Here is a 12358-nt window from a genome sequence, read left to right on the forward strand (position 1 = left end):
CTCCGTCTATTTAGAATTTCAGTGATACGTTTATTTATAACAATAGCCGACCAAAAAATCTGCATAATTTATGCGATTTTTTAAGGTTTTTGCCGGGGAAGCTGCTGACACAATTCCACCAGGGCTTTACGGTAAACATCACGTTTGAAATTCACGACTTGACCTAATGGGTACCAGTAACTGACCCATTGCCATTGATCAAATTCCGGCGGATCAGACAGATTCAACTGAATATGCTGAACGGGGGCCGTGAGTTTGAGTAAAAACCACTTTTGTTTTTGACCGATACACACCGGATCAGAGTCCGGTCGTATGTATCGATGCGGCAAACGATAGCGCAACCAGCCTTTGGTTTGCGCGACTATCTGGACGTGTTCGGGCAATAAGCCAACTTCTTCTCTCAGCTCACGATAGAGTGCCTGCTCAGGGGTTTCTCCATATTGGATCCCGCCTTGTGGAAATTGCCATGCATTATGACCAATGCGTTTTGCCCATAAAACCTGTCCAGCATCGTTTGCCAAAATGATCCCGACATTCGGTCGGAAACCCTCAGAGTCGATCATTTGGCTACCTAAAAATTGTTTAATTTATGCCTTTGCCATCGGGGAGCATTATTTCTTTATCCAACTCGAAAAAAGCAAAGTTTAAAAATGTTAAAATTGCTATGATCTTAACGAATTTCTATCGACTAGCGGAGATAGATTTACAATTTTTTTCTTAAATTTCAGTTTTTACGAGTATTTTCATGAAATTGGCGCTATTTGATCTCGATCACACCTTGTTAAATACAGATTCGGATCATTCCTGGGGAGAGTTTTTGGTCAGTGAGGGCCTGGTCGATCCAGTTCAGCATCGCGCCATGAATGACAAGTTTTATGAGGATTATAAAAAAGGCCAGTTAGACCCCTATGCTTATAATGAATTTGTATTCCAGTTTCTGACCCAACATGACAATGCTTATTTAACCGAACTCCATCAGCTGTTTATGCAAAAGGTGATTCGCCCGCAAATGCGTCCCGAAGGTTTCAAGGCCATTGAGCGCCACCGTGAAGCGGGGCATGCCTTGGTGGGAATTACTGCAACTTCAGACTTTATTACCGCACCGATTTTTCGTGAATTTGGCATTACTGAAATTATTGCCACCAATGCCGAAGTGATTGATGGCAAATATACCGGTAAAGTCACCAACACCGCGTGCTATCAACAGGGCAAGCTGGTGCGTCTGGAACAATGGTTACAAGGTCGTGAGGTGAGCGAGTCCTGGGCCTATTCAGATTCGATCAATGACCGGTTCTTGCTGGAATATGCCGATCATGCCATTGCGGTCAATCCGGATGAGCGTCTGGCAGCTTTGGCCCAAGCACAGGGTTGGGAAATACAGGACTGGTCAATCTAAGGCGACATTTTTATTGATCTGACTAGTCCAGCACAACTCCGGTTGTGCTTTTTTATTGGTCTAAATTGAATATTAATGTTTTTTCACAGTCCGGCCGAATCAGACATGCTATGCTCGAAAAACAGGACATGATAACAATAGTAGATTCTGAGGTATGAGATATGACTCACGTTCGACCGCGTATGACACATCTGTTTCAGCAGCTTGGCTTGGATGCCACTCAGGAAGGCATTGAAAAGTTCATTCATGAACATCAACTGCATAAAGATCTGACCTTGCTCGATGCACCCTACTGGTCAGACGCCCAACGTCAATTTTTAACCGAAAAAATTGCATCTGATGGTTCATGGGCAATTGTGGTGGATCAACTCAATGAATCCCTGCATGAAGACTCAACCAGTGAGGGATAAAATAAAAGCCAATCGAAGGATTGGCTTTTTTAGTTCAAAAGCTTTAGTAGATCCGTCGCCAGATGGTGACTTGTGACAAGCTATGTTGATATTTTCTGGCGGTCTCACGAATCACAAAGGGCACATCCTGAGGTGCTGTCACTAGCTCAAAATGGATCTTTAATATTTCCGAAATTCCTTCTAGCGTAGTGACCTCTTTGTCTGCATGCTTGAACCCGCCCAGCCATTCATCACGCGCAGTATGTTCTTCCAGCCAGGTATAAGGCGAACTGAGCAGTAAAATTCCGCCCATATTTATCCGTTGATGGATCTGCGTCAAAAAGTCTTGGGGATGATGCAGCCGGTCAATCAGATTGGCCGCCAGAATAAAATCATAACCGCTAAAATGTGCTTTCAGATTGCAGGCATCGGCCTGAAAAAATGCCACTTTCGCAGCAAGCTGATCCAGGGCAAAATCCTCAAGCGAACAGATTTTCTCTTGGCTCAATTCACCTTCTACTGGTAGCTGATAACGGAGGCTGTGACCTTGTGCCAGAAAGACGGCTTGCTGGATAAAGCGTGCTGAAAAATCCAGTCCGGTAACCTGATCAAAATATCGTGCCAGTTCAAAACTGGCGCGGCCGGTGGCACAGCCAATATCCAGCGCACGCTGACAGGCGGTTTCCTGAAAATATGGCTTTGCCAGCTGCACCAGTGCGTGGGCAAAATTGGCAACACCGAAATATTCTGCGCCGTACTGAAACTCCAGATATTGTGACACCAGCTGGTCGCTTTCATACTGCGATGGAAATTGTTGCAATGCCTGATCAGAGGCAACATAGCGGAAGCCGGCATGCTGAAAGAAATGTCGCCTGAAAGCATAACGCGAGCTGTATAAGGCTTCATTGCCTGCCGAAATCCAGGAGCCACCTTTCATAATATTATGCCGTCCATCAAAGGTAGGCGCGCTGAAATCATCATACAGCGGATGTACCTGAAAACCCTGAAATGGATAGATCGGTGTTTCAGTCCATTGCCAGACATTGCCCTGAATATCATAGAAGTCGCCCTGCCGAAAATGATCGACCGGGCAGGAGCTGGTGCCGTATTTCAATTCGATATTGGCCTGTTCGGGACTGGGTAAATCTGGATTCAGGCCGGAAACCGCATACAGATGATACCATTCATCTTCAGTCGGCAGGCGGATAGTCTTGCCAAGCTGCTGCGATTTCCACTGACAAAAAGCCTTGGCTTCATGATAGTTCACTTCTACTGGCCAGTCCCAGGGCATGGGGACTTGTTCCAGCATCAGGCGCAATGACCAGCCGAGTTCAGTCTTATGCCAAAAACACGGATGAGTCGCTTGTGAAAATTGCAGCCAGCTCAAGCCTTCTTCATTCCAGTATTGTTCGCTCTGGTAGCCATGGGCTTCAACAAAACTTAAAAACTCCTGATTGGATACCAGATATCTGGATGCTGCAAAGGCTGCAACTTCGGCTTCATACTGGCCGTATTCATTGTCCCAACCATAAAATGGATTCGTGAAATCCTTCTGTAGATGTACCTTGCCTTCAGGCACCTTAATTAGACTATTTCCCGGGGCAATGCCGGTAATGATATTGGCACGCCACTGCGGGTGCTGATGTACATATTCCAAAGCATGCTGACGAATCAGTACCGATGAGGTTTCCAGATGAATTCGTTCATGCTCGATTCCCATAATCAGCGTCCACCACGGATTGTGCCAATCCAGTGGCAGATTAAGCGGCGCATGCTCAATCAGGTTTAAAACCAGAGCACGTACCTGATGGCGATAATCACGGACTTCCTGCACGCTGGGCCAGTCATAATGGATATCATTGAGATCATCCCAGCTCATCTCGTCTACACCGATGGCAAAGATGCTTTCAAAATGCGGATTCAGACGTTCGCTCAGCAGTTTGCTGAGCAGCAGTTTATTGACAAAGAACGTTGCGGTATGGCCAAAATAAAAAATCAGCGGGTGACGCAGGCTAATCGGCTTGATGAAAAAAGCCTCTTCATGCTTCAGGCATTCAAACAGTTGTTCGTAGGTATCAAAAGTATTTAGAAAATATTCACGCAGGCTATGGCGCGCTGTCTGTTCATCAGTGAAATCAAGTGCAGGCGTAGGCAGCAGCACCGGTTTGGCCGACAGCCATAGACTGCTGGTATCTGTTTTTTCTGTAGCGGGGGATTTGAGGGGAGAATCGAGCTGCATCCGTCAGGCTCCATCGAATAATTTTAACTATTGCTTTGCATTGCAAAAGAATAGATCTGTCTTAAAAATACTCGAAAGAAATCGCCAGATGGGGTGTATTTAGGTAACAAAATGCTGCACTACTTTGAATGCAGCAGATTTAAAAAACAATTAAACAGGCACAGAGGCACTTTGCATAAGCTGAACCAGCGCTTGCGCTGCTTTGGACTGGGTGCGGCCAGGATGCCAGACCATGCCCAGACGTCGGTTCATTTCCAGATTGATATCCAGCTGGTGCAAGTCATGATTGACCAGGGTCTTGGGCAGCACCGACCAGCCCAGACCAATCGATACCAGCATGCGGATTGATTCTAGCGGGTTGTTGCTCATGCTGACTTTCGGTTTAATGCCCTGTTTTTCAAATTCGGCCAGCGTAATCTGCGAAGTATAGGTTTGTGAAGAAGGCAGCAGGCTCGGATAATTCAGCAAATCTTCCAGACACAGGTTTTTTTGCTGCGCCAGTGGATGAAAGGGTGCAACCACAAAGACCAGAGGATCATTCCAGATGGTTACATAATTCAGACGCGCATCGCCCCGCGGTGGCAAGGTTAAAAATGCCAGTTCCAAATCACCGGCAATCACCTGCTCATGTGCCTGCTCGGAATCGACAAAATGTACATCCAGGGTTACTTCCGGATATTCCTGTACATAACGGCGTAAATGGCTCGGCAGATGATGCAGGCCAATATGGTGACTGGTTCCAACTTTCAATTTGCCCTGCACCTGACCCTGTTCATGGCTCAAGGTATAATGAATATCGCCGAGTTCATTCAGCCAGTTTTTCACTTTTGGCAACAGCGAATGCGCAGCATGCGTGGCCTGTACCCCACGTCCGGCCGATTCAAACAGTTTGACCCCAAAGTATTCTTCCAGACTGTGAATACGTTTGGTCACTGCTGGCTGGGTAATAAAAAGCTGATCTGCGGCCAGAGAAATCGAACCGGTTTCCATGACTTTCACGAAGGCTTCAAAGGCTGCCAGATTCATCTTAATCACCTATAAAGAATTTTTATGTGTAAACATATTATTGTTATATTTTAAGAATAAATCAAAGTATAATTGGTTTATCTCCAAGGCATTGTTGCATTACTAAACATTTTCAAAGTATTGCTATTCGCTAGCACAAAAAAAGACCATCTTTATCAGATGGTCTTGCATCAGGAACATCGACAGAAATCTTAGGCGCTAATGTCCTCACTCTGCTGTTCGCTATTGCGCTCCCAGATTTTTTCGTGGAAGAAGAACGCTACTGCCTGTACGGTGGGTTCCAATAAACTTAAGGCAATTGCCATGCTTAAGCTGCCAGTCACCAAATAACCCACAATCATTGCCACAGTAATGTGCATAATGTAATAACTGAAGGTCTTTTTAAACATACGCTGGTTATTGTCTACAAAACGCTGAATATGTGCCATGTCGAAGTTCCTTGAAAATATGAATTGCTGTCTATGCAGAAATAATAATAATTCTCATTTAATTTGTAAAAACGAATATTTTTAATGAAATGATCGGAAAATTAGATGTATCTAAATATAGCGCAGGCATGATTTCATTCAGCTTTTAAAAGATTCCAAAAAGTTTTTTAACTAATAAAAATGATAAATTAGATTTATGTGATTGCAGCGATATAATCAAAATTAGAGAAAGAATTTACCCAGTCCAGTGGAGTACATCGACATGGCAGGCGCAACCCAAACAGCAAAAACATTATATGACAAATTGTGGGATGACCATTTAGTAACGCAACGTGATGATGGTTCTGCCTTATTGTACATCGACCGACATTTATTACATGAAGTAACCTCGCCACAGGCATTTGAAGGCTTACAGCTTGCCGGGCGCAAGCCATGGCGTTTAAGCGCAAATATTGCTACACCGGATCATAACGTACCGACCTCGAAAAACGAGCGTGAGCAGGGCGTTGCCGGGATTGAAGATGAAACCTCGCGCATCCAGGTACAAACCTTGGATGACAACTGCAAGACCTTCAATATTGTTGAATTCGATATTAATGATATCCGTCAGGGCATTGCGCATGTGGTCGGGCCGGAACAAGGCTTGACCTTGCCGGGCATGACCGTGGTCTGTGGTGACTCGCATACTGCGACTCATGGTGCTTTCGGCTGTTTGGCGCATGGGATCGGTACTTCAGAAGTTGAACATGTATTGGCGACCCAATGCCTGGTTCAAAAGAAGATGAAGAACATGCTGGTTCGCGTTGACGGCAAATTAGGTCAGGGCGTGACACCGAAAGATGTGGTGTTAGCCATCATTGGTAAAATCGGTACTGCGGGCGGTACTGGTCATGCGATTGAATTTGGTGGTCAGGTGTTCCGTGACATGTCAATCGAAGGTCGTATGACCGTGTGTAATATGGCGATTGAAGCCGGTGCACGCGTGGGTATGGTTGCTGTTGATGACAAAACCATTGAATATGTCAAAGGCCGTCCTTATGCGCCGACTGCAGAACAGTGGGATCAAGCGGTTGCATATTGGAATAGCTTACATTCTGATACAGATGCACATTTCGATACCGTTGTTGTATTGCAAGGTGAAGAGATCGAGCCGCAAGTGTCTTGGGGAACTTCTCCTGAGATGGTGATTCCAGTATCTCAGGCAGTACCGACTTTGGAACAGGCCAAAGACGATGTACAACGCAATGACTGGAACCGTGCTTATCAATATATGGGCTTGAATGCCGGTCAGGCCTTGGCTGAAATCCAATTAGACCGTGTCTTTATCGGTTCATGCACCAACTCGCGTATTGAAGATATCCGTGCTGCGGCTGATGTGATCAAAGGTCGCAAAGTGGCGGCAAGCATCAAGCAGGCAATGGTGGTTCCGGGTTCTGGTCTGGTCAAGGCGCAGGCAGAAGCTGAAGGCCTGGATAAAGTTTTTGTAGAAGCCGGCTTTGAATGGCGTGAACCGGGTTGTTCAATGTGCCTGGCGATGAATGCCGACAAGTTACAACCGGGCGAGCATTGTGCATCGACGTCTAACCGTAACTTTGAAGGTCGTCAGGGCAATGGCGGTCGTACGCATTTGGTGAGTCCTGCAATGGCAGCCGCTGCGGCGATTGCCGGTCACTTTGTTGACGTACGTTCGTTCTAGTTTAAGTCCTCATCCCGACCTTCTGCCTGAGCCATGACATGGCGCAAGAGAAGGAGTTCCCTCTCCTTGTAGGAGAGGGTTAGGGAGAGGTTGCGGATTCAGTGAGAAATAAACATGAAAAAATATACCGTTGAACAAGGTATCGTTGCACCATTAGACCGTGCCAATGTCGATACCGATTTAATTATTCCAAAACAGTTTTTGAAATCGATCAAACGTACCGGTTTCGGCGAAAACCTGTTTGATGAATTGCGTTATTTGGATGAAGGCTATTTGGGTCAAGACAACTCAAAACGTCCTTTGAACAAAGATTTCGCATTAAATCAACCACGTTATCAAGGTGCGAGCATTTTGATTTCACGTGCCAACTTTGGTTGTGGTTCCAGCCGTGAACATGCGCCATGGGCCCTGGAAGAGTACGGTTTCCGTACCGTGATTGCACCAAGCTATGCCGACATTTTCTATAACAACAGCTTTAAGAATGGCATGTTGCCCGTGATCTTGCCTGAAGAGATTGTGGATCAGTTATTCAAAGAATGCTTTGCAACAGAAGGCTATCAATTAACTATTGATCTGCAAGCGCAAGAAGTACGTACACCAAATGGTGAAAGCTTTAAATTTGAAGTTGACCCATTCCGCAAGCATTGCCTATTAAATGGTCTGGATGATATTGGTTTAACTTTACAGGCGGCGGATGATATTCGTGCCTATGAAGAGAAAACCAAGGCCACTCGCCCGTGGGTATTTGCCGAAATCCAGGGCTAAATCAGCAAAAAATGTCATAGCATGACTGCGATGCCCTTGCTAATATCGGAAGATTATTGGGTTTTTTGATTGGGTAAGACAGACGCTATGGCAAATGATTGGAAACAGTGGCTTGCTTTAAGTACGGTATCGGTGCTGATGACTGCATGTCAAAGTGTCGATACCATGAAACTCAAACATGTCAAAGAAACTGCCGAGAGCAAAAACAATGCCCTGATTTACTGTACAGGGACACCAGATTGCCAGTTCGAGCGCTTGGACCAGAGTATCATTGTCAATGCTGACAATGGCCGTCTCAGTGATGAAGCGCGAAAACAGAAACTGGTACGTTTGCAGGCTAAAAATTTAAGTCAGGCCAATCCGATTTACTTATCGGTGCCGGCAGGACAGCATGAACTGGTGGTGCGCTTTTATCCGATCAGTAAGGATAAAGCAGAAACCTTGCATGTGTTTCACCGCTTTCAGGCCAATAAAACCTATACCTTAAAAATGTTCCGTGACCGTAGTGCGCGTAGCAGCAGTTTATTAAATGTTTCTGCACCTGATCCACTGTGTGTGGACCTGTTGCAAGAGCAAAAAACCATTCGTCGTTTTTGCAAACCCTATAATGTGGTCAATGGCATTGCAGAGTTTGTAGAAAAGAAAATTTAATCTTTGTCAGATTTGAATCTGGCGCTTTAAACGGAAAATCTCATGTCTAAACAAATTTTGATTTTAGCTGGTGATGGCATCGGTCCTGAAATTGTCAAAGCGGCAGAGCAGGTACTGGATCGTGTAAATGAAAAATTTAATCTCGATTTGACATGGGAACAGGGTTTACTTGGTGGTGCGGCAATTGATGCCCACGGTTCGCCATATCCTGAAGTGACCTCTGAACAGGCCAAAAAAGCCGATGCAATTTTACTGGGTGCAGTCGGCGGCCCAAAATGGGATACGATCGAGCGTGCCATCCGTCCTGAACGCGGTCTATTAAAATTACGTAGCGAACTGAACCTGTTTGCCAACTTGCGCCCAGCGATTCTGTATCCGCAACTGGCTGATGCATCAAGCTTGAAAGCTGAAATCGTGGCCGGTCTGGATATCCTGATCGTGCGCGAATTGACAGGTGGTATTTACTTCGGTCAGCCACGTGGTATCCGTGAACTGGAAAACGGTGAAAGACAGGGCTATAACACCGACGTTTATTCAGAATCTGAAATCAAGCGTATCGCGAAAGTGGCTTTTGAAATGGCGAACCTGCGCGGTGGTAAGGTCTGCTCAGTCGATAAAGCCAACGTACTTGAAGTAACTGAACTGTGGAAACAGACAGTGACTGCGTTGAAAGAAGAACAATATCCAGAAATTAACCTGTCACATATGTATGTCGACAATGCTGCAATGCAACTGGTGCGCGCGCCAAAACAGTTTGACGTGATTGTAACCTCGAACTTGTTCGGTGATATCCTGTCTGATGAAGCAGCAATGCTGACCGGTTCAATCGGCATGTTACCATCGGCTTCTCTGGATGAAAATGGTAAAGGCATGTATGAGCCTTGTCATGGTTCAGCACCAGATATCGCCGGTCAAAACCTGGCAAATCCATTGGCAACCATTCTTTCAGTGGCGATGATGTTGCGTTATACCTTCCGTGAAGAAGCTGCTGCCAAAGCAATTGAAGATGCAGTAGGCAATGTTCTGGATCAAGGCTTGCGTACAGCAGATATTATGTCTGAAGGCATGCAGAAAGTCGGTACAGTTGAAATGGGTCAAGCAGTTGTTGCTGCATTGAACTAAGTTTGTTTTAGTTAAAAAAACTGATTAAAAAACGCAGCCTTGGGCTGCGTTTTTTTTATGATAGATGTCTCTGATCCAGGTCTGGTTAACAGGTTCGACCTGTCGTACGCACTGCAGTGGCAATATTATCTTTGAGCAAGAAGGTGATTTTACATTGCAGATTGACGTCATAGCCACCAGAAGGACCCATAGGGACCGGGATGGGTACGGCACCTCCTGCCGCAGGGAACTGTGCTACCGGCAAGGGAATCGTAACAGGGCGCTGTACCACATAGCTTAACTGCTGGGCACTGAGTTCAGGTCCACTGACCTGCTGATAGCCCAGACGTTTTAAATCCAGAGTTTGATCAATCAGCTGGCTGCTTTGCCCAATGAATTGCTGCAAATAGGCTTCACGCTCACTTTGGCTGATGCTGGGGGAATGTGCACAGCCCGCGATTAAAATACTTGCCAAAATGCCCAGCGATAGTGGGAGATAGAAAAACTGCATCATTTCACTCCTGCACAGGAACGACTGATCAATAGTGTAGGCAGGAAGTGTGATTTGTATTGTTGTAATTTGACACGCGGTAAAACCTGGGAATAGGGCTGACACCCAGCCTCAATCCATCAGAAAACTGCATTACAGGGTGGTCGCTTGGCAGGCTCTGCTGCTATAGCGAATGGATTGGACAATGTTATTTTCTAGCTCAAACCGGATTTGGCATTTTATCTCGATGCTATAACCGCTATTTGAGGGCATGGGCATGGGTGCAGCAATCGAAATATGCTGAGTCATGTTGAATGTGGCCATCGGAAGATTGATATCCCGAAAAATAGTCTGGCTGCGAAATGCTGCTGTCTGAACGGGTTGCTGAGCGGTTTTAAATCCCATGGCACCCAGATCAAGCTGGTTACCAAGCTATACTGTATTTTGACCAGCAGATAGGAACTGACTCAGATGATGGTTGCCACCTCTGGTACAGACGATAAGGATGAAGCTGGGGAGTCAGGCCGGGCATTTGATATGCATTGTTTTTATAGATATTGTTTGAATTCAATGAATAGTCGTGAGGGTATAGTTCAGTGTCAAATCATTTTATTATTCAACTAAATGATCAAGTAATAAAAAAGCCACTAAAAGTGGCTTTTGCTTACGCTAAAACTTAGCGTGCACGATAGGTGATACGACCTTTGGTCAAATCATAAGGTGTCATTTCAACCTTCACACTGTCGCCAGTTAAAATACGGATATAGTGTTTACGCATTTTACCAGAGATGTGGGCAATCACTTCGTGACCGTTCTCTAAACGTACACGGAACATAGTATTAGGAAGCGTCTCGGTGACAACGCCTTCGAACTCGATGAGTTCCTCTTTATTGGCCATAGCCTACCTGAATGAATAAATTGGAAAGGCGCAAATTATAGTCAATTTTTTTGCAAAATACAAGGTGAAACGGGCGTTAGACTGATCATCTGTCAGTAAAATAAGCGAACAATCACGATAAACTTTTTAACTAAAAAAATGTCGGTTTCTGTTGTCAGTTTGGTCAATCGCAGTTAATCTAAAATTAATCTTTTTAAGTATAAATGAAGTACATACAAGGAAGGCGTTTGAGTGAGTCAGCTAACGGATGCATCAGTGGTATTGCGTTTAGGCTATCAGGCGATTCGTCGTGCGGGGTTGCCAACAGAAGAACTTTTGACCAAAGCGGGAGTTGCTTTAAATCAGGTCGAGGCCAATGACCGTACGCCGCTGAGTGCCCAGTATGCCTTTTGGGTGGCAGCCGAAGAAGTCAGTAAGGACCCGGATATTGGTTTGCATCTGGGCGAACATCTGCCCCTTTACCGTGGTCAGGTGATTGAACACCTGTTTGTTTCATCTGAAAATTTTGGTGAGGGACTGAAACGTGCCCTGGCCTATCAACGACTGATCAGTGATGCCTTTGCTGCCAAGTTAGTGGTAGAAGATGATCGCTGCTATTTAACCAATGGCGAGCAGCCTTTTGCTGAAAGTCTGGTCAACCGTCATTTTACTGAATGTGCCATGTCGGGTGTATTACGTTTCTTCAAATTTATTACCGAAGGACGTTTTGAGCCGATTTATATTGATTTTAATTTTTCCAAAGGTGCTCCGGACGATGAATACTTCCGGGTTTATGAGTGCCCGGTCAGTCTAGGCCAGAAAGAAACCCGACTGTATTTCGATCCAGGTATTCTGGAATATCCGCTGTGGCAGGCTGAGCCTGAACTGTTGCAATTGCATGAACAGCTGGCCATTGAGAAATTGCAGGAGCTGGCACGTTATGATCTGGTCGGGGAAGTACGTCGTGCGATTGGCTCTACTTTAGAAAGTGGCGAAACTACACTGGAAACTGTAGCAGCCCAGCTGAACATCACCCCACGCCGTTTAAGGACGCAGCTGAGTGAAGCACATACCAGTTTTCAGCAGATTCTTTCGGATTATCGTTGTCGTCTGGCCAAGCGTTTACTGGCCAGTACGAGTGAAAGTGTCGAACGAATTGTCTATCTGACCGGTTTTTCCGAACCAAGTACCTTCTATCGTGCCTTTAAACGCTGGACCAATGAAACGCCGGTGGAATACCGCAAGCGCAAGCAGCGTTAAACGACCTCCCTGAGTCCCTCCTAAAAGGAGGGATTTTTCA

The 12358-nt window shown here is 45.6% G+C and carries 13 protein-coding genes; 7 read left to right on the forward strand and 6 right to left on the reverse strand.

The window, feature by feature from the left end; translation table 11 throughout:
• Positions 1 to 80: 80 nt before the first annotated feature.
• A complete protein-coding gene (locus AC3IT7_RS01670) occupies positions 81 to 563 on the reverse strand; it encodes an RNA pyrophosphohydrolase (protein ID WP_475653895.1) in 483 nt (160 codons plus the stop codon).
• Between the two features lie 182 nt (positions 564 to 745).
• Between AC3IT7_RS01670 and AC3IT7_RS01675 the strand changes: the two genes are divergently transcribed.
• Together AC3IT7_RS01675 and AC3IT7_RS01680 are read left to right on the forward strand one after the other, a co-directional pair.
• The gene (locus AC3IT7_RS01675; RefSeq protein WP_489249172.1) at positions 746 to 1396 is read left to right on the forward strand and encodes an HAD family hydrolase; all 651 of its coding nucleotides are present in this window, start codon (positions 746 to 748) and stop codon (positions 1394 to 1396) included.
• Positions 1397 to 1557: 161 nt separating this feature from the next.
• Positions 1558 to 1806, forward strand: coding sequence for a DUF2789 family protein (locus AC3IT7_RS01680; protein WP_475655200.1), 249 nt, complete (start codon positions 1558 to 1560; stop codon positions 1804 to 1806).
• Between the two features lie 43 nt (positions 1807 to 1849).
• Here the strand turns inward: AC3IT7_RS01680 and ovoA are convergent, their stop codons facing one another.
• The 3 genes from ovoA to AC3IT7_RS01695 form a co-directional block, all read right to left on the reverse strand.
• On the reverse strand, positions 1850 to 4024 hold the full coding sequence (ovoA, locus tag AC3IT7_RS01685; protein WP_489249173.1) for a 5-histidylcysteine sulfoxide synthase: 2175 nt from the start codon (positions 4022 to 4024) through the stop codon (positions 1850 to 1852).
• A 150-nt stretch (positions 4025 to 4174) separates the two neighbouring features.
• The gene (locus tag AC3IT7_RS01690; RefSeq protein WP_489249174.1) at positions 4175 to 5050 is read right to left on the reverse strand and encodes a LysR family transcriptional regulator; all 876 of its coding nucleotides are present in this window, start codon (positions 5048 to 5050) and stop codon (positions 4175 to 4177) included.
• Positions 5051 to 5241: 191 nt separating this feature from the next.
• On the reverse strand, positions 5242 to 5478 hold the full coding sequence (locus tag AC3IT7_RS01695) for a DUF2061 domain-containing protein (protein WP_475654105.1): 237 nt from the start codon (positions 5476 to 5478) through the stop codon (positions 5242 to 5244).
• Positions 5479 to 5740: 262 nt separating this feature from the next.
• Here AC3IT7_RS01695 and leuC point away from each other — a divergent pair, with 262 nt between their 5' ends.
• The 4 genes from leuC (at position 5741) to leuB (ending at position 9712) form a co-directional block, all read left to right on the forward strand.
• Positions 5741 to 7174 carry a 3-isopropylmalate dehydratase large subunit gene (gene leuC, locus AC3IT7_RS01700; RefSeq protein ID WP_489249175.1) on the forward strand — a complete coding sequence of 478 codons (1434 nt, stop codon included), beginning with the start codon at positions 5741 to 5743 and terminating at the stop codon, positions 7172 to 7174.
• Between the two features lie 114 nt (positions 7175 to 7288).
• Positions 7289 to 7939 (forward strand): 3-isopropylmalate dehydratase small subunit, encoded by a 651-nt coding sequence (gene leuD / locus AC3IT7_RS01705; RefSeq protein ID WP_489249176.1) that lies wholly within the window; start codon positions 7289 to 7291, stop codon positions 7937 to 7939.
• An 87-nt stretch (positions 7940 to 8026) separates the two neighbouring features.
• Positions 8027 to 8590 (forward strand): hypothetical protein, encoded by a 564-nt coding sequence (locus AC3IT7_RS01710; RefSeq protein WP_475654108.1) that lies wholly within the window; start codon positions 8027 to 8029, stop codon positions 8588 to 8590.
• Positions 8591 to 8632: 42 nt separating this feature from the next.
• Complete coding sequence (gene leuB / locus AC3IT7_RS01715; RefSeq protein WP_489249177.1) at positions 8633 to 9712, forward strand: 3-isopropylmalate dehydrogenase; 1080 nt, start codon at positions 8633 to 8635, stop codon at positions 9710 to 9712.
• A gap of 85 nt (positions 9713 to 9797) precedes the next feature.
• On the opposite strand, the gene AC3IT7_RS01720 is transcribed toward leuB, so the two are convergent.
• Together AC3IT7_RS01720 and infA are read right to left on the reverse strand one after the other, a co-directional pair.
• The gene (locus AC3IT7_RS01720) at positions 9798 to 10202 is read right to left on the reverse strand and encodes a hypothetical protein (RefSeq protein ID WP_489249178.1); all 405 of its coding nucleotides are present in this window, start codon (positions 10200 to 10202) and stop codon (positions 9798 to 9800) included.
• A gap of 655 nt (positions 10203 to 10857) precedes the next feature.
• The gene (infA, locus tag AC3IT7_RS01725) at positions 10858 to 11079 is read right to left on the reverse strand and encodes a translation initiation factor IF-1 (RefSeq protein WP_001284370.1); all 222 of its coding nucleotides are present in this window, start codon (positions 11077 to 11079) and stop codon (positions 10858 to 10860) included.
• Between the two features lie 231 nt (positions 11080 to 11310).
• On the opposite strand from infA, the gene AC3IT7_RS01730 reads away from it, so the two are divergent.
• The gene (locus AC3IT7_RS01730) at positions 11311 to 12318 is read left to right on the forward strand and encodes an AraC family transcriptional regulator (protein ID WP_475654111.1); all 1008 of its coding nucleotides are present in this window, start codon (positions 11311 to 11313) and stop codon (positions 12316 to 12318) included.
• The last annotated feature ends 40 nt before the right edge of the window (positions 12319 to 12358 follow it).

It is taken from the genome of Acinetobacter sp. KH_038, from assembly GCF_057839405.1.